Annotated in this window: 15 protein-coding genes and 1 pseudogene; 10 read left to right on the forward strand and 6 right to left on the reverse strand. The window is 40.5% G+C overall.

What is annotated here, in order from left to right; translation table 4 throughout:
- Position 1: 1 nt before the first annotated feature.
- Genes rpoE through ychF form a run of 3 tightly spaced genes read left to right on the forward strand, consistent with a single transcriptional unit; the run spans position 2 to position 2403 of the window.
- Complete coding sequence (gene rpoE, locus F539_RS00135; RefSeq protein ID WP_014574844.1) at positions 2-436, forward strand: DNA-directed RNA polymerase subunit delta; 435 nt, start codon at positions 2-4, stop codon at positions 434-436.
- Positions 436-1302: a class II fructose-1,6-bisphosphate aldolase gene (fba, locus tag F539_RS00140; RefSeq protein WP_014325292.1), complete on the forward strand. Its 867-nt coding sequence runs from the start codon at positions 436-438 to the stop codon at positions 1300-1302. The genes rpoE and fba overlap by 1 nt, the downstream gene beginning before the upstream one ends.
- On the forward strand, positions 1303-2403 hold the full coding sequence (gene ychF / locus F539_RS00145; RefSeq protein WP_014325293.1) for a redox-regulated ATPase YchF: 1101 nt from the start codon (positions 1303-1305) through the stop codon (positions 2401-2403).
- Here the strand turns inward: ychF and F539_RS00150 are convergent.
- Positions 2393-3217 (reverse strand): GNAT family N-acetyltransferase, encoded by an 825-nt coding sequence (locus tag F539_RS00150; RefSeq protein ID WP_014325294.1) that lies wholly within the window; start codon positions 3215-3217, stop codon positions 2393-2395. The two genes, ychF and F539_RS00150, sit on opposite strands and share 11 nt — an antisense overlap.
- 32 nt (positions 3218-3249) lie before the next feature.
- On the opposite strand from F539_RS00150, the gene F539_RS00155 reads away from it, so the two are divergent.
- The 4 genes from F539_RS00155 to F539_RS00170 are packed head-to-tail and all read left to right on the forward strand — an operon-like array spanning position 3250 to position 5777.
- Positions 3250-4149, forward strand: a complete 900-nt coding sequence (locus F539_RS00155) for a glycosyltransferase family 2 protein (RefSeq protein ID WP_014325295.1) — start codon at positions 3250-3252, stop codon at positions 4147-4149.
- Positions 4150-4169: 20 nt separating this feature from the next.
- Positions 4170-4742 carry an elongation factor P gene (gene efp / locus F539_RS00160; protein WP_010874386.1) on the forward strand — a complete coding sequence of 191 codons (573 nt, stop codon included), beginning with the start codon at positions 4170-4172 and terminating at the stop codon, positions 4740-4742.
- Entirely contained in the window at positions 4723-5166 is a 444-nt protein-coding gene (locus F539_RS00165) for a DUF1948 domain-containing protein (RefSeq protein WP_014574845.1), read from the forward strand. The genes efp and F539_RS00165 overlap by 20 nt, the downstream gene beginning before the upstream one ends.
- Positions 5166-5777: a DUF5453 family protein gene (locus F539_RS00170; protein ID WP_010874388.1), complete on the forward strand. Its 612-nt coding sequence runs from the start codon at positions 5166-5168 to the stop codon at positions 5775-5777. The genes F539_RS00165 and F539_RS00170 overlap by 1 nt, the downstream gene beginning before the upstream one ends.
- 223 nt (positions 5778-6000) lie before the next feature.
- On the opposite strand, the gene F539_RS00175 is transcribed toward F539_RS00170, so the two are convergent.
- The 3 genes from F539_RS00175 to polC are packed head-to-tail and all read right to left on the reverse strand — an operon-like array spanning position 6001 to position 11322.
- Positions 6001-6327: a DJ-1/PfpI family protein gene (locus F539_RS00175; protein WP_010874389.1), complete on the reverse strand. Its 327-nt coding sequence runs from the start codon at positions 6325-6327 to the stop codon at positions 6001-6003.
- A 3-nt stretch (positions 6328-6330) separates the two neighbouring features.
- On the reverse strand, positions 6331-6951 hold the full coding sequence (gene upp / locus F539_RS00180; protein WP_010874390.1) for a uracil phosphoribosyltransferase: 621 nt from the start codon (positions 6949-6951) through the stop codon (positions 6331-6333).
- A 39-nt stretch (positions 6952-6990) separates the two neighbouring features.
- Complete coding sequence (polC, locus tag F539_RS00185) at positions 6991-11322, reverse strand: DNA polymerase III subunit alpha (RefSeq protein WP_014574846.1); 4332 nt, start codon at positions 11320-11322, stop codon at positions 6991-6993.
- 277 nt (positions 11323-11599) lie between these two features.
- On the opposite strand from polC, the gene F539_RS00190 reads away from it, so the two are divergent.
- Positions 11600-13600: a DUF240 domain-containing protein gene (locus F539_RS00190; RefSeq protein ID WP_010874392.1), complete on the forward strand. Its 2001-nt coding sequence runs from the start codon at positions 11600-11602 to the stop codon at positions 13598-13600.
- 171 nt (positions 13601-13771) lie between these two features.
- The gene (locus F539_RS00195; RefSeq protein WP_014325298.1) at positions 13772-15793 is read left to right on the forward strand and encodes a DUF240 domain-containing protein; all 2022 of its coding nucleotides are present in this window, start codon (positions 13772-13774) and stop codon (positions 15791-15793) included.
- Between the two features lie 133 nt (positions 15794-15926).
- On the opposite strand, the pseudogene F539_RS00200 reads toward F539_RS00195, so the two are convergent.
- Both F539_RS00200 and F539_RS00205 read right to left on the reverse strand, forming a co-directional pair.
- Positions 15927-16369: pseudogene (locus tag F539_RS00200) on the reverse strand (DUF16 domain-containing protein).
- 263 nt (positions 16370-16632) lie between these two features.
- Positions 16633-16983 (reverse strand): DUF16 domain-containing protein, encoded by a 351-nt coding sequence (locus F539_RS00205; protein WP_010874395.1) that lies wholly within the window; start codon positions 16981-16983, stop codon positions 16633-16635.
- A 401-nt stretch (positions 16984-17384) separates the two neighbouring features.
- Here F539_RS00205 and F539_RS00210 point away from each other — a divergent pair, with 401 nt between their 5' ends.
- Positions 17385-18401: a DUF240 domain-containing protein gene (locus tag F539_RS00210; protein WP_014574849.1), complete on the forward strand. Its 1017-nt coding sequence runs from the start codon at positions 17385-17387 to the stop codon at positions 18399-18401.
- Positions 18402-18804 lie beyond the last annotated feature (403 nt).

Consider the following 18804-nt stretch of genomic DNA (forward strand, 5'->3'; position numbering starts at 1 on the left):
TATGCAAGTAGAATACCTCGATCTCATCTCCCAAGCGAAGGAGATTGCTGAGACCCAATTTAAGGCGGAACCGTTTTCCTTTGATGCTATTTGAAAGGAAGTAGTGAAGCACTTTAAGATCTCCAAACAAGACGAACCTAACCTAATTTCGCGGTTTTACCAAGACTTTTTGGAAGACCCTAACTTTGTTTATTTAGGGGAACGCAACTGGAAGTTAAGGGACTTCATGAAGTTTGATGAATGGAACAAGATTTCCCAAGCAATGTTTGTGACCAAGGAAATCTTTGAAGAGGGTTATGAAGACCTGTCCAACAAGAAGAAGGAAAACGAGGAAGAAGTGAATGACTTCATTATGGGCAATGATGGTGATGACAACAGTACCGGTGATGAAATTGTGCAAGGACTCATTAACGATTTTCGCGACGATAACCAATAATGCTAGTAAACATCAAACAAATGTTGCAACACGCTAAGCAACACCACTATGCTGTACCCCACATTAATATCAATAACTATGAATGGGCTAAGGCAGTATTAACAGCGGCTCAGCAGGCCAAGAGTCCGATTATTGTCTCCACTTCTGAGGGCGCTTTAAAGTATATGTCCGGACACCAAGTGGTAGTACCGATGGTAAAGGGCTTAGTCGATGCTTTAAAGATTACTGTACCCGTAGCACTCCACTTAGACCATGGTAGTTATGAAGGTTGTAAGGCAGCGTTGCAAGCTGGGTTTAGTTCCATTATGTTTGATGGCTCGCATTTACCCTTTCAAGAAAACTTCACTAAATCCAAGGAGTTAATTGAACTAGCTAAACAAACCAATGCTTCTGTGGAACTAGAAGTGGGTACCTTAGGTGGGGAAGAAGATGGTATTGTGGGTCAAGGTGAATTGGCCAACATTGAAGAGTGCAAGCAAATTGCGACCTTAAAACCGGATGCCTTAGCTGCTGGGATTGGTAACATCCACGGGCTTTACCCCGACAACTGAAAGGGTTTAAACTATGAACTAATTGAAGCGATTGCTAAAGCGACTAACTTACCCTTAGTGCTCCATGGTGGTTCGGGAATTCCGGAAGCGGATGTCAAAAAAGCAATTGGCTTAGGCATTAGCAAGCTCAACATTAACACTGAATGTCAACTAGCGTTTGCTAAAGCGATTCGGGAATATGTGGAAGCCAAGAAGGACTTAGATACCCACAATAAGGGCTATGACCCACGGAAATTGTTAAAGTCACCTACCCAAGCAATTGTGGACTGCTGCTTGGAAAAGATGCAGCTCTGTGGTTCAACCAATAAGGCTTAGATGTTAAGTGCGGGAATTGTTGGTTTACCCAACGTTGGTAAATCAACCTTGTTTAGTGCTATTACCAACCTGCAAGTGGAAATAGCTAACTATCCCTTTGCCACGATTGAACCGAATGCCGGGATAGTTAACGTAATCGATGAGCGCTTAGACAAACTAGCGAGTTTAATTAAACCCGATAAGGTTACCCACACTACCTTTCGCTTTGTTGACATTGCTGGTTTAGTTAAGGGTGCCAGTAAGGGAGAAGGACTGGGCAACCAGTTCTTGGCCAACATCAGAGAAGTTGACCTTATTTGTCACGTAGTGCGTTGCTATGAGGACAAGAAGATTGTCCACGTTAATAACCAGGTCGACCCCGTATTTGACTTTGAAATTATTGTCAATGAGTTAATCCAGGCCGACATTGAGGTGGTGAATACCCGGATTGGCAAGATTAAGCGCAAGGCCGAATCTGGTGATAAGCAGTCCAAGGAAGAATATCAACTGCTAGCACCCGTTTTACAAGGTTTGCAACAAAACCAGATGGTGTTGCATCTAGTGAATGAAGTAGATTTAAAGAAACTCAAGTCACTTAATTTACTAACCGCCAAACCGATCCTAGTGGTGGCCAATGTGTCAGAAGCGGATTTGTCCAACCTTGACCATAATCCCCACCTCACTCAGCTCAACCAGTTCTTAAAACAACATAACTTACCCCATGCCATTCCTGTTTGTGCATTATTAGAAAATGAGTTGAGTAGCTTGGATGCCAATGGTCGTCAAGACTGGCTCAAGGAGTTGGGTTTAAGTGATTACCAAGGTTTAAACCAACTAATTAAAACGGCTTATGATGCGATTGGTCTGTGGTCATTCTTTACCTTTGGTAAGCAAGAAGTGCGCGCTTGGGCTTTTAAAAAGGGTTGGTTAGCACCGCAGTGTGCGGGTGAAATTCACACTGACTTTGAACGTGGTTTTATTAAAGTAGAAGTAATTAGTTGAAACCAACTATACGAATTAAAATCGCTCCAGGAAGCCAAAAAGCAGGGCCTGGTCCGTTTAGAGGGCAAGGCTTACGTGATGCAAGATGGTGATGTGTGTCACTTTAAGTTTAACGTTTAGCAAGTAACTGCTGAAACGAGTAAACAACCCAACTTTGCTTGTGGTTGTAACTAATACATAAACAACACAACTCATAGTTAAAAAAGACTTCCACCTGCCCCTTAGTTAACTTGTGGGTTTTAAATCAAGCTAACAGCGCTTTTTGACTGTCGGAATAGGCATCAAAACCAATGTTAATTAGGTTAACGGTGAGGTTCTTAGTTGGTTTTAACATTTGGTTAACCTTTCACCCTGACCCTCAACCAAGATAGGGTTTGGTTTCTATGACTGACTCCCCTTTAAAGTCCTTGGTGCCAAAGTACACCTTCGGGGCATTGGGCTCAGCTTTCTTAAAGTAAAACAGGGAAGGAAAACCCAGTTTGTTAGCGAGGTGCCGTGACCTTTGGTTGGATTCATAAAACGATCACACTAATTCCCGCGGTTGCAACGTACGCTGGTAGTACTTAAGAAAGAAACTAATTGTTTCTAAAGCGACACCACTTTGTTGTTGACTGGGATCAATCCAAAACGATAATACCGGCATGTTGCCCCATTGCCCGACACAAAACCAACCCAAAAACTGCTTGTTTTTAAATAAGAGCGCTAACAGTTTACCGGGTTGCAGTTTGTCGTGGATGTATTCCAAGAACTGCTCAAAGTTTTCCACAATTTGCGCCATATAGTTAGTAGCACTTAAGGTGGTCCGGTGCTTCATGAAAACATTAAAAGCAGCTTTGACCTGTTTATTTTTGACCAACTTATTGGGGTTTTTCAGTGCCATTAGTTGGTAACGATCACCAAAAAAGCAAAACTCAAGAATAGTGTTTTTATCCATTTCAAAAGTCTTTTATAATCTTAAAGATAGTTGTGCAATTCAAGTATTTATTCACCGTGATTATTCCCACTTACAATTGTGGTCAATACATCCCAAAAGCATTAGATTCCTTGCTTTTACAAGGTGAATATTTTACTAAGACCCAAGTTTTAATCGTCAATGATGGTTCGACTGATAATACCAAGCAGATCGTAGAACCCTATACCCAACAATACAGTAACATTGAGTACTTGGAAAAACCCAATGGCAATTGAGGCAGTGTGGTCAACTTTGTCAAACAAAACCAGTTAGCTAAGGGTCAGTACATTACTGTATTAGACAGCGATGATTATTTTCTAGCTAACGCTTTTCAACGCGTAGCTGCTCACTTTGGCCATGACATGATTGTGAGCGCCTTTTACTGTTACATTAGCCCTAAAAGAAGGCGTTTTCTCAAACCATACTTTGGTAAAACGGGGGTAATTGAACAAAAGACTAAACTACGCACACCCCATTCCCAACCCTTGGCTAAGTTCTACCGCCACGAGATCTTTAACTTGCTAGATCCTTTAAAAGAAAAGCTGTTTTACCAGGACTGTCTGTTGTACCATAATGCCATCAATAAGGTGCAAAGTGTCTTTTACATTTGTGAACCCTTAGCAGTGTGGTATGCCACTAGACCAGGTAATTCCACCACTATGCCCTGAAATAATGCCGATAAGTTCCAGGCCTGGTGTGACTTGCTCAAACAAATGAACTTATACGGCGCGGGTATAGTGATTTACATTTACACTATGTTACCTGGTTTTTTAAAAGAATTAAAACGGCAACAACTAGTGTTAGATTTAGCTAAAAAACCCGCTTATACCTGATTGCCCCAACCCTTAGCATTTCTGTTTGGTGGCTTAATGGCACTCAGGACAAGAAAGTACATTCGTTACCCTAAGAATTAAGATTAAGATAGATAAAGCATATGGCAGACATGATTGAAGCGAAAAGTTTACGCAGTGGACAAACGATTTTTGGTCCCAATAAAGAGATTCTGTTGGTGTTAGAAAACACCTTTAATAAGACCGCAATGCGCCAGGGAATTGTTAAAACCAAGGTCAAAAACTTACGCACTGGGGCCATTGTTTGGATTGAGTTTACCGGAGACAAGTTAGAACAAGTCATTATTGACAAGAAGAAAATGACCTTCTTGTACAAGGATGGTGCTAACTATGTTTTTATGGACCAACAAGACTACAGTCAAATTGAGATCCCCGAAAAGCAGTTAGAGTGGGAAAAGAACTTTATCACTGAAGACAGTGAAGTTACTATTATTAGCTACCAAAGTGAAATTTTGGGCGTTAACCTACCCGAATTAGTGCCGATTGAAGTGGAATTTGCCGAAGAAGCAGTGCAAGGTAATACCGCTAACATGGCGCGTAAACGGGCTCGGTTAGTTTCGGGTTACGAATTAGATGTGCCCCAGTTCATTCGTACTGGTGATAAGATTGTGATTTCCACCATTGACGGGAGCTATCGTGAACGGTACAACAAGTAAATTAACTAGAACCCAAAGACGGATTGCAATTGTGGAGTTTATCTTCGCCACGCTGTTCTTTTTACCGAAAACTGCTGACCAAATCCAAGCGGCCTTTTTGGACTATGATGTGCCAGAACGTCCGCTCAACGATTGGCAAAAAGAGATTGTCAAAGTCTTTAGTGAACGTTGTGTGGAATTCATTGAACTAATTGAAAACCAACAACAACGCAACCAAGCAGAAGTACAAAGCAAGTACAACAAGGTTTCCGGTAAAAAAGTCGACTTATTGACTAAGGCCGTGATTCTCTGTGCTTTGAGCGAACAACACGCGCAAGCGACTGATAAACCATTATTAATTAGTGAAGCCTTACTGATTATGGACCACTATTCCCAGGTACCCGAAAAGAAGCAAACCCATGCTTTATTGGATAAACTCTTGTAATGCGACGTAATTGAAGGGAACACTATAACGTGTTTGTAGCAAACCTAGCCTTAGTGTTGGGTTTTATGTTGAACATTGTGGTGGCGCGGTATACCTTAACTGGTGCTACGCCCCAAGCACGTTTTTTATTCCTCACACCCTTTTTAGGCATAGTAGCAGCGAGTATCTTCTACTTCTTTGATGTGAAGTGGTTCTTAGCGGATTATCCCTACAAGAAGTTCCATTTTCAAAAGAAGTGAACCTGGACTTACTTAAGTGGCGTATTTGTTTTCTTTGCTAATATCTTGGTTAATGTGATCTTGTTAGCACTCCTCGTTAACCAGATGACCAACCAAATCCTTAGTGAAAAGTATACGGGTTTACTGGACAACGCTTACCCACTACTTTGATCCGCTGTGGGTGTTAGTATCTTTTTGAGCTTAATTAGTATTGGTTTGAGCAAAACAGCCCACTTTAAAATTGATGTGGAAATGCTCAAAGCGAAAAAAGGCGAACCCACCGCCGCTGATAAAACCGACAGCCGGCCGGTAGTTGTTGATTTAGACCAAACTAAATCAAAAAAAGATGGGGATAACCCACCCCAAGCTTCGGGTGATATGACTAGTCTTTAGCTTCGTTACCGAACAAGCGGTGGTTAATTAACTCGTTTAAACTAGTGTCATCAAACAAGGTGCAGACCGCAGTAGTTGCAAATGCCAAAGCACAACCAGCACTACGACCAGTGACGAGTTTATTGTGGACCGTAACTGGGCTAACATTGCGGTGCTTTGATCACTTTAAGCTATGATTGGGAAACGAGGAGTAGTTTTCCGTTTCACTAATAATGCCGTGCTTTTACAACACGTTGGGGGTATCACAAATGGCAAAGACATACTTGTCATGATCCTTAAAGTAACGGATAGTGTCGAGTAACTGTTGGTCATGGTCTAATACCTTGGTAGCTCCCATACCGCCAGGGATAAAGACACCATCAAATTCCTCCAGATTAACCTTGCTAGTAATCTGGTTTACTAAAGTTACCCCATTACTGCCCTTAACTGTACTTAAGTTAGGGTGATAAATCACGGTTTGTAATTCTTTAACAAAACCAAATACCACCATTGTGTTGGTGTATTCCACATCATTCATGTCAGGGTAAACAATGACTAAGAGTTTTTTCATCTTTTATTTAGTACCAAATAAGCGATCCCCAGCATCACCAAGCCCGGGAATAATGTAATTATCCTTATTTAATTTTTCATCAATGGCTGCTAGGTAAATGTCCACATCAGGGTGCGCTGCTTCCACGGCTTTAATGCCCTCTGGTGCTGCTACTATGGCCACCACACTAATCTTAATCGGGTGGTTCTTTTTAATGGAACTAATGGCTGTGGCTAGGGTAGTACCAGTAGCTAGCATTGGGTCTAAGATAATCACGTGGGAGTTGCCAATGTTTTCGGGCATTTTCTTATAGTAAGAAATTACATTAGTGCCCTCATGTTCACGGTAGATCCCTAAGTGACCCACACGAATCTTTTCCGAATAGCGCACAATTGGGTCAACCATACCCAGGCCAGCGCGCATTATGGGGACTAGAACAATTTCGTTTTTGAGCTTATAACCCTTCGTTTTGGTAAACGGGGTTTTTACAACAATTTCTTCTAAGGGTGATTCCTTAGTTACTTCAAAAAAGAGTAGTGAAGTGATTTGGCTTAACGCCATCCGAAATTGCGAGGAGGAAGAAGATTTATCACGTAGCTTTGTCAATTCGTTTTCGATCAAAGCGTGGTGCACTTTTTTGATCACGGTTAAAGATAGTCTTAATAAGGTTATATTAAAGATTGACTAAAAAAGTTTTTTCTGGTTGTCTTGCTCCCTAAACTCATCGAGTAGTTGCATTTGGGTAAACGCTTCAATGTGTTTTTTGGTAATTTTAGTGCGTTTTTTAAAGTCATCGAGCGAACTAAAGGGCTTTTCGTTACGCGCTTCTATGATCGAATTGGCCACAGCTTCCCCCATCCCCGGAATCGTAATAAAAGGGGCAATTAGCATGCCGTTGTGCTCGACAAAACGAGTGGCGTGGGAGTGGGTTAAAGAGATTTGTTCTAGTTTAATGCCGCGGGCCATCATCTCTAAATAAACCTCGTAACTGGTTAACAGTTCTGCTTCTTTGGGTTTAATCCGTTTAATGCGGTACAGTGTGTTGAGCTCCTCTAGTTTTTGCTTGACAAAGCTCACACCTGATTTAAAACCACTGACATCATGTTCCTTGAGTTTAAAGCTCAACAAACAAGCATAGTAGCTCAACGGGTGGTACAGTTTGAACCAGGCAATTCGTCAGGCCATTAAAACATAAGCCGCGGCGTGGGCTTTCGGGAACAGGTAGCTAATCTTTAAACACGAATTAATCCAGTGTTGTTCGACCCCATTGCTCTGCATTAATTGCACTTCCTTGGCATTGAGAGCAATTCCCTTACGCACCTTTTCCATGATCTCAAAAGCATCTTTGGCCTGCATCCCCTTATGAATGAGGTAGAGCATAATGTCATCGCGACAGGCAATTACATCCTTTAAGCTTAAGTTTTGGTCCTTCAAGATTTTCTGCGCATTGTCCGCCCACACGTTCTTCCCGTGACTTAGACCCGAGACGCGAATGAGGTCACCAAAGCCCTTTGGTTTGGTTTGTTCCAAGATCTTGCGAACGAACTTAGTACCAAACTCGGGAATCCCAATCGCTCCCGTGGGTTCATCTAAGTAGTGCGGTTTTAGTTTTAAGGGATTGACCGACCAAAACATTTCGGTGAGCTTCTTGTCAAACCGGGGAATGTTTTGTGGATTGACATGGGTAAGATCGGCCAGGTGCTTTAACATAGTCGGATCATCCTGGCCCAGAATATCTAACTTTAAGATGGTGTCCCCTAACGCATCATATTCAAAGTGGGTCGTTTTTCAATCACTGGAAGTATCATCAGCTGGATAACCACACGGGGTAAACTCATATACCGATTTGTGGTTGGGGAAGATCATAATCCCCCCGGGGTGTTGGCCGGTCGTGCGTTTAATCCCGACTAACTTTTGCTTAAAGCGTTCAATTTCGGGAGCGGTGGCCAATTCGGTTTGTTTAATAATTTCAAAGTAGTTGCGCGCATACCCGTAAGCCGTTTTTTCGGCCACTGTCGCAATTGTGCCAGCACGGAAGGTGTACTGTTCACCAAACAGTTCCCTCACATAAGCATGGGCTTTGGCTTGGTACTCACTGGAAAAGTTTAAGTCAATATCGGGAATCTTGTCCCCAGCAAAACCCATAAAGGTAGCAAAGGGAATGTTATGACCATCACCCTTAAAGGCTGCTTTGGCACCACACTTTGGACAATCCCTTACCATGAGGTCATACCCATCATCGACCTCTTCGTTGACCTCAAAGTACTGACAGCTCTCACAGAGATAATGCGGCACTAAGGGATTAATTTCCGAGATACCAATCAGGTTAGCTACCAACGAAGAACCAATTGAACCCCGCGGTCCAACAAAGTAACCATCTTGAACCGATTGTTTGACTAGTAAATGGGAAATCCAGTAAATAATGCCAAAGCCATTGTCAATGATCGCTTTTAACTCTTCCTGGATCCGTTGTTCTATTAACTTAGGTAAGGGATCACCGTAAATGGCCTTGGCTTGACTCCAGGTTTTGGCTGCCAGGTTTTCGTTAGAACCTTCAATTACTGGTGGTTGGAGTTTGGTTTGCACTGGTACCAGGTCATCAGCGGTGAGTTGTTTCGCTAACTTATTGGTGTTTTTGACCACTAACTCGTAAGCTAATTGTTCGCCTAAAAAACTCATTTCATTGAGCATTTCCCCTGTGGTACGCACAAACACATTGGGAACCCGTTGTTCCCTTTCCTTATAGTTAAAGTGACGGTGTCAACGCCCACCCAGACCCTTGGCACAAACTATGGCCTTATAGTACTCATTCTCCCAGGGGTGAATAAAGTAAGCATCCGAGGCAACTGCCACTAACTTATTGAGTCTTTGGGCCGTGTCCACCACTAACTTAATTGCGTTAGGAATGGCTTCTTTTTTCAAACCTTCCCTGATGGTGTAACCAGCATAAGCATCAGGTGGGGCAATTAAAACAAAGTCAACTCTTTTAATGGCCGCTTCTAATTCTTTAAGCGGTTTAGTCAATGCCGCTTTAAAGATATCACCTTGCACCGGGTTATCAGTAATGACAAAGGATTTAGCAAACTTTTGGAGTGTTGAAGTTAACACTAGGGGTCGAGTAGCGTTGTTATCGGTGAGCGCAATTGATAACAGTTCATACAGTTTAGCAAACCCACTTTGGCTCTTAATGTAGATAATGCCGGTATTGGTAAAAGTGCGCTTGAGCAGTTCAAAGTGGCACTGCTGGTTTAACTCTTGGTCTAACTGCTCGAGATTAGTAATCCCCATGAGTTCGACCTGTTCCTTGAAGTAGTCAAAGACCTTCTTTAAGGCCTGGGTATCATAATCCGCTCGGTGCAACCGTTCATCATCAAAGTCAAACTTGAGCTTGGCACAAATATTGCTCAACGTATGGGAGGCAAACCCGGGATTTAAGGCCCAGGATAAGGCTAAGGTATCAATTAAGGGATTGGTTAGTGGCGCAATGTTGTATTTTTCAAACTGGGTTTGTAAAAAGGGCAAGTCAAAACTCAAACCGTTATGGGCTACCATTACACAACCATCTAGTCAAGCGCGCAGTTTTTCCAACCCCGCTTGCTGTTCCATCCCATCTTCTAGTTGTGCTTGGGTAATCTTGGTAATTTCGGTAACTGCTGCAGGTAAGGGTCCATCAATCTTGAGAAAGAACTGCATTCGTTCCACTTCACGGTTATGTTTGACCTTAATTCCCGCAAACTCAATCACCGAGTCATACCGACCGTGTAACCCAGTTGTTTCAATGTCGAAGATGACAAAGGTCGCATCCTTAAGTTTGGTTTTATCAGGATTGCTAACTATCTTAATGTGATCATCAATGAGGTTACATTCCAAACCATAAATGGCCTTCAAGCCGTACTTTTTGGCCACTTCATATAAAGTGGGATAAATGTGAATGTTGTCCTTGTCAGTGACAGCAATTGTCTTCCAATCGCGTTCTTTGGCAAACTGGGCGTATTCCTGGACACTGTTAATGCCATCAAAGGCACTCATCTTGGTGTGGAAAACTAATTCGACCCGTTTTTGTTTGTCCTGATCGGGGCGGCGATAGTAAGCGGGGGTTTCAATCGGGGAAATTTCCTTAATGATACCCTGGAGTAGTTGGGTCTTGGCATCACGTTCGACCTTAACCGTGGCCTTAACTCAGGTACCAATCTTAATGCCCTCAATTGTTTTGGGATCCTTGTAAAACCACTTCAAAATTAACGAACCACCTAGTTGGAAATCAGTGACATAAATATTAAGGGTATTACGGAGGTTGTTGTACCCAGGAAAGTCCTTTAACTCAAAGATTTGCCCCATTAGTTTGATCTCATCCATTTGTTGGTTAATCTTGTGAATGGGGACAAATTCCGTACTAAAGACCTCGGTTTCAAACTGCTTGTCGTACTTGGATACCTTCATTGATTTCACTTTTAGTTGTTTTTCCGCTGGTGGATTAAACAACGAGACAAAACCAAAGTGGGTAAACCCAGCTTGGTGCATCCACTTAATGAAGGCTTGGCGTTGTTCAATTAACCATTGGTCTAATTCTTGGGACTGGCAGTTAGCTTTCAGTTCATGGTTACTGTAGGACAAGAAGTTAGGATGGGTTAACTCTTGCTCTAACAGGATGCGGTACTTCTTGTCCTTACCAAAGAAGCTTTTGAAGTAGTCTTTGATAATGGCTAAGGTGACACTGGACTTAGTGGACCCGTCCTTAAAGAAGGTGGCATCTTCTTGGAAGGTAATCCTCAGTTCTGCCCCTTCCACATCCTGAAAGCCCTCATACAGGGCGTTTCAAATGTCAATTGTTAACGGTTTTTTTAAAGTGAGCGCCACGAGAAACAGGGCGTTTTCGCGATCATTCTCGAGGTAAACCAGTTCAATCCGGTTGTTGAGTTGGTGCAATTCGTTGTGATCGAGAATATTTTTCTTAACTAAAAACTGTGATAATGCTAAAATGCGTTTACCCTTTTCGGTTTCGGTGTCGAATACCATATGTGCTAGTTCAAAGCTTATAAAACTGAAAAGGTAACAGCTTTATTTAACTGTTACCCGACGGTATTAGTTTACTATCTTGATCGTTTTGAAAACTTAAATGGTTAGTTAACTAGGTTCATTTCAACCACTACCTTTTTCAAGTTCCCGATTTGGTGTTCAAACCTAAAAAAAGGTTTGCTAAACTTAGGTGAGATTGCAAGATCTCGTTTAAATTTCCTCTGTTGCTAGTGGTAGTGTACCCAACTTTAATGCCATAAACGATTGCTATTTATTGATGAAAGCGTTCCGAAAATTGTTGCTGGGTCTCGCCTTACCCACAACCATCGGTCCCTTATTAGGCTTATTATTAACTAATACTGATACTGTCAAAAATGAAAGCTTAACTACTGTGCGCCACAGGTCCAGCATTAACCAGGACTTTGATGGCATTTTTCATACCGTTAAGTTATTAGAACCAATCCAGCAAAGTAATGCTGATCCCGCCGCTAGTTTTGCGCTCTTTCAGCAAAAGTTTCCCAACCTAAAACGTGTAGCCAACTCCACCTTAAATACCTTTGATGTCTACAACCTTTTGAGTGGTTGGAAGAGTAGCTTAACAGCGTACCTCAACCAGGTGTTGGCACTCCAACAACGGATTAAAGCAGCTGATCAAATTTTCCCTAACCAAAAGGAAACTTTACCCAAGGATGAGAATCCCAACATCTTTGAAGTGTTAGGTGCATATGGTGGTAAGGGTTTCTTTCCCACGCTAGGATCCAACGGGTTACACCTGCCACCACAGCTGTTCCAGTTCTTCCGTGACTTCCAACTAAGTAGCTTTACCATTAAAGACTTTGAGGTAGCGTTAGTGAGTGAACCGGACATAGTGCAACATGACAAAGTGCGCTATGCCTTTCAGGTGCAATTTAACTTAGTGTTACAATTACAAATTAACCGTAACCCAGTGTTATTTGACTTTAACCTACAGTTAAAGACGAATAACTTTGCCAATCAAACCAGTTTTGATGAATTGTTTAACGAAAAAACTAATCCACTTAACTGGCAGTTCTTTAGCAAGCTTAAAGTTAACCATTTAGTGTATGAAGGCAATGACATAACTCAGTTAGCTAATACCTTATTACAAAGCCAGTTTAATGTCTTACAACTTGATTTAAATAAGTCAATTTACCGCTTGAACTTAAACGCAATGGCACAGCGCTTTGAACACGACTGGGTACAACCGTTGTATGCCAAACGCACGCAGGCCAAAATTGCTTACGAAGCGGAACAAGCACGGATTGCGGCCGAGAACAAACGCAAGGAACTAGAACGGCAAAAGCTGTTAGCAGAATTGAAAGCCAAAGCTGAGCATTACCAAAAGATCAAGCAAGCACGGGAAAACATGCTAAAGGGCTTAAAGAGTATTACTGATTTTGTCAAGTTCTGAAAGAGTCCGGACCGTTTATTAGTTGGCTTTAACAAACAGGACGACATTACTACTCGTGCTGGGGTTTACAAGGCGTTACAAATTGCTTACGCTAACTATCCGCAGTGAACCTTTTATCTAACCCTACAAGGTTGGAAGAATGGTTCGGAGTTGTTGTTAAAAAGACCTAGTTGAACTAACTTATTAAGTGATATCCACTTCCAAAAGGCCTTTAACTTAAAGAACACCGTATCAGAACAAACCCTGGGTGCAGCTACCCTACCAGGTTATGGTTACTATGGCTTACGCATGAGTGACTGGTTGCGCTGGGCTTTGGGCTATTACTCCTATATCCATATGGGCGTACCGCAAAATGTACAGACCAAGTTTACGGGCACCCCAGATAATGAACAACAAGTCTGGATTGCTAACGAACCGTTTGAATGGAACAAACATTACGGTGTTGGTCCTAAATACAAGGATAAGGCCTACCGCTTTAACATGGAAATTAGTTTTGAACTAGAGGGTTGAATTGCTGTTAAGTGGTGAGCATGAGCCTTTAAGGGTTCAATTCCTGGGAACTGAAAAGGCAAACTCAAAGTAACCCATCTGTTTGATGGTATGGTACCAGTGTGGGAATTGGGCCCAGTCAATACCCATTTACCCCAATACAGCTTTACCGATCAGCAACAACTGTTGTTTGTACCCCACTCCATTCAAAAGATTGAAGCGATTGGTGCGGACAAAGGTATAAACGATCTTTTAAAAACCCAAAACCTCCATAACCTAGAGCGCTTGTCATACGAATCAACTAACCCAATTGACCTCATTTCTTACCTCTTGTACGCGATCCAGTACATTAAGGTTTAGTCACTTTCAGCAGTTAAAGTTCAGGTGTAAAGTTAACGATTAAGATCAAAAACCGTTCCTAAAAAAAGATCTTTTTCTAAAATCTAAGCGAGTTACAACTCAATTTAAATTTTCTCTCTGGTTGGTTCGCCAACAGTTTTAGCCACTTCAACATTCGTCAAACACCATTAAATGAAAACACTGCACAAGTTGCTGTTGGGGCTTTCCTTACCAGCAATCCTCGGTCCGTTGTTTGGTCTACTAGTTACAAAAACTGATGCTGAATCACCAGTTGCAGCATTACATAAATCGAAATCTTTTAGCAAAAACTTAGATAGTTTCCGCGCCTTATTTGTGGGCGAGGATATTGAGGAACAACTAGCTAAGGTACAACAACAAACACCAGAAGTTAGCTTTGCTAGCTTTCAACAAAAGTTTCCTGATAAGGCCAGTTTAAGAAACGGTTTTCAACCAATTGATGTTTACAACTTTTTAAGTGGTTGAAAAGGTGCTTTAGAAAACTTCTTGGCTAAGGTAGTTGAACTGCAAAAGAAGATTAAAGCAGCTGACGATATTTTCCCGAACCAAAAGAAAAATCCCGACAAGAAAGATAACCCAAATGTTTTAGAAGTGTTAGGTGAATACGGTGGAGATGGTTTCTTTCCTACATTAGGTAATAACGGTTTAAACATCCCGGACCAAGTTTTCCAATCCTTTAATAACTTCCAAATTGAGAACTATAAGATTAGTGACTTTAAGGTGGACATTGCCAGTGAACGTGACATTGTCCAACACGACAAGTTCCGTTTTAGTTATGTCGTTAACATTGGTTTAGAGTTAGCACTTTTAGTCAATAAGCGTCCGGTTTACTTTAACTTTAGCTTGGATCTGCGGACCAATAACTTCTCCAACCAAGCCGGTTTTAACGAAATCTTTAATGCGCCTGGTAACGCAGCTACTAACTGACAGTTCTTCAGCAAGATTAAAGTGAAACAGTTGAACTATGATGGTAATGACAGTACCCATTTAGCCAATACCCTCTTACAAGATCAGTTCAATACCTTAAACTTAAACTTGCAAAAGTCGATCTATGAGTTGCCATTAACCGAAATGGAAACTAAGTTCCAGCAAGAATATGTGGAACTTTTACTAGCTAAACGTAGAGAGGAAAAACGACTTTGGGATGAAGAACAAAAACGAATTGAAGCAGAACGGAAACAAAAAGAAGCAGAGCTAGCACAAATTCAGCGTGAACTTAAAGAAAAGGCTGAGAAGGATGCGGCGGTTAAACAAGCTCAAACTAACTTAAAAACTGCTCTAAGTAGTGTGGAAGGCTTTGTGAAATTCTGAACTGAAGGTGAAGACCGCATTAAGTTGGGTTTCACGAAGGAGGACAACCTTTATACCCGTGCAGGTTTAGTGAAAGCACTCAAAATTTCGTTTGCTAACTACCGCGCTTGAACCTTCTACATTACCTTGCTTGGTTGAAAAGCAGGTAGTGAAAAGTTACTTCGGAAGACTAGCTGAACTAACCTATTAAGTGACGTTAACTTCCAAAATGCTTTTGGCTTAAAAAATACAGCATCGGAAGAACAAGTTGGTAAAACATCATTACCAGGTTATGGTTACTATGGAATTCGCATGAGTAACTGACTCCGTTGGGCATTAGGTTACTATGCTAATACCCATGCGGGTAGTCCACAAAATGTGAAAGCCACCATTGATGGTAATCCAAGTGATACCACCAAAGTATGGATTGCACCAGAAGACTTTAAACAGGGTGTACACATTGGTGTGGGGGAACACTTCAAAGGTAAGGCTTACAAGTTTAAGTTTGAAGTTAGTTTTGAATTAGAAGGCTCGATTGCAGCCCACTGGTGAACTTTAGCCTTACGTGGTAACATCCCGGGCTACTGAAAGGGTAAACTCCAAGTAACCCACACTTTTGATGGTGATGTACCTTCCTGGTACTACGGTTCGGTACATACCCACGCTCCTGAATACCGTTTTACTGAAGATAACAAGCTATTATTTGTACCGCACTCCATTCAAAAGATTACCGCTGTTGGTGGTGATAGTAATGGTGTCAACGGCTTGTTGAAATCACAAAACTTACATAATCTCGAACGTCAGTCTTATGAGGTTACAGCACCAATTGATCTAGTTTCCTATTTGATGTTTGCGATTGCTAAAGAACCAACAAATAACTGGTAGTTCTTTGCTGTATATAATTAGCGCTTTATCTAGCACTATTTAGATTTCAAAAAAAGTCTAAGTGTGAATAAAAATACTAACAGCAAAACCTAATCAATATAGGCACTGTTGGTATTTTTATTGTTATTTGGAATTATTTAGATTCCAAATTGTCTAGACGTCTGTTTATGCCTTCAAGTGCTTTCAAAATTAATCTAAGTGTTTCTCCTTGATTTTTTTGTTCAACTTGAAGCTCTTTAATTTGTTGGCCTTGAACGATAACAACTTCAGTTAGTCGATCAACTTTGTCCTCAACAACTTGAATCCTTTGACCCTGACTCTTTAACTCAGTTTCAATCTTTGTAAGTCGTTGGTCTTTTGATTTTTTGTACTCGTTAAACTCTTTACGCGTTACGTATTCAGTGTTCACTGGTATAACCGGTTTGTTAAGTTTAAATTGTCTGTTGAAATTGCCAGAGAATTCCACACTGTTGTTGTCTTTGTCGATAATATATCAACCTGAAAAAGTACCCTTTTGGTCTTTTTCACCATGTCATGAAATTCTTTTTCGTTATAAAACGGAATTTTCTCTTTCATTAAGCCATACCTCCTTTCTTTTCAGTGAAATTTAAAAAGTAACTACTAATTGCAACTTTGTTGTCAACGAGGATCAACTGCTTGATTGATCAATATGCAAAATTATTTCTGTGCATAATATTGTCTCCACTAAATAAATTGACCAGACTTTAAAAAGGTGCCAAAAATTAAATCAAAAAGTTTTTAAGGATTTTTAAAGGAGTAAAAGTACCAGCAGCTAACCAATAAAGATTAACTGCTGGTACTTTTACTTTGTGCTTTATCTACTTAGATTCCAATTTGTCTAAACGTTTGTTTATACCCTGGAGAGCTTCGAGTATTAATTGAAGTGTCTTGCCTTGAGCCTTTTGCTCAATTTGAAGTTCTTTGATTTGCTTGCCCTGAGCTCTGAATTCTTCCTTAGTTACAAATTTTTCACTAAGTTCAACTAGAAGATCTTGTTTGAACACTTCTAGTTTTTTATCCAGTTGTTTATGGGTGACGTATCCACTTTTACCTTTTTCCATATGGTTTAAATTGCCATGAAATCCCATGTCGTAGCTACCATCAGGTAGTTCTTCTTCCCATGTATAACAATCATTAATCTTATCTTTATTTAGTCTTTTCTTAAACAAAGTAAGGGAAATTTTGCGTTTAATGGCAAAGACCTCCTTTATTTATTGATTGGAAAAAGGTGAAAGTGTTTAAAGAGGTAGGCACCAACAGGTCACTGAGCGAGTTGACTGCCCAAATAAAATAAATGATTTTTTAAAACTGTCATTTTATTACGCATACATCATTTAAATTACCCAAAAAACAAAAAGACGCCAAAAATTAGTGTGCAAATTTTACGAGTTTAAAAGTGTCTTTTTTAACTGGTAGAACTTTGTCTCAAAAATTAACAACAGTTAAACCGGCAAAAATAAAAATTTTGGGTTAAACTTTGGGGCGAGGTTTCCTCAGTTAAATATCCTTTTGGTTGGTTTTGCCAACAGTTTTAGTTGTCAGATTTTTTATTTGAGATTGCTAATAATTAATGACAAAACTCCCTAAATTGTTACTGGGGTTAACCTTTTCTGTCTCACTTATACCGTTTTCTAGTTTGCTTATTACTAGTACTGATGTCAATAAGCAACCGGTTCCAACTGCCTTACAACGCACTGGCGCCTCTGCCATTCATGAAGGTAGTTTTCAAACTATTACTTTAGGTCAAAGTTTAATGGAGCAAATTGAACAGCTCCAACAATTTACGCCAGCGCAGCGCTTTACCCAATTTAAAAAGAAATTTCCCAACCAAAAATTACTCAGTCAAAGTGAGTTAAGTCCAGTTGATGTTTACAATTTTTTAAGTGGTTGACAAGGTGCTTTGGTCTCTTTCTTGGATAGAGTAATTAAATTACAAGGCAAGGTTAAGGAAGCAAATGAAATTTTTAATCCAAATGTAGGTGATCAAATAGTTTTACCTAAAAAGGAAAACCCGAATGTTTTGGAAGTATTGGGCGAGTATAACGGTTTTGGTTTCTTCCCTACATTGGGTAAAAACGGATTAAACCTACCACAGCAAATCTTTGAAAACTTTACTGACTTTAAAGTAGAGAGTTACCAAATTAACGATTTCAAGGTAAGTCTAGTGGGCGAGCGTGACATTATTAAAAACGACAAAGTCCGTTTTTCTTACGCGGTGCAAATACCACTCAACTTAGAACTGCTTGTTAACAACCAAAAGGTTACTTTCAATATTACGGTTGATTTGAGAACCAATAACTTTTCTACCCAAGAGACTTTCAATGATTTATTCAACAATGGAACTGCACCAACCAACTGACAGTTTTTTAGTCGAATAAAGGTAAATAAGTTGCACTATGACCAAACTGATGCCACCCATTTAGCTAACACCCTACTACAAGACCAGTTTAATGCGTTAAACCTTGATTTACAAAAATCGATTTACGACCTTAACCTTGATGGTTTAGAAGAAAGGTTTGAAGAGGAATACGCTAAGCCACTTCGTGAAAAAAGAACTCAGCAAAAGAAAGAATGGGAAGAGGAATAGCGAAGACGGGCAGAGGAAGATGCTAAACTGCAAAAAGAAATTGAAGAACAACAAAAGAAACAAAGAGAACAAGCAAAAAACGATGCTGAGCTCAAAAAAGCACAAGATGATCTCAAAGTTGCGCTTAATAGTCTTGACGGTTTTGTTAAATTCTTTACATCAAACGAAGGTCGCTTTAAATTAGGTTTTGAAAAGACAGATGACATTAAAACCCGTGCAGGGTTATACAAGGCACTGAAAGTTTCTTTTAGTAACTACCGTGCTTGAACCTTCTATCTAACTTTATTAGGTTGGAAGGAAACTACCGCAAAGATACTTACAAAAGCTAATTGAAAAGATATAAGAAGTGACGCTAATTTACGCAAGGCCTTCGGTTTAAAAGAAAGTGCCAACGAAAAAGAGG

This window comes from Mycoplasmoides pneumoniae FH, from assembly GCF_001272835.1.
Lineage (GTDB): Bacteria > Bacillota_I > Bacilli_A > Mycoplasmatales > Mycoplasmoidaceae > Mycoplasmoides > Mycoplasmoides pneumoniae.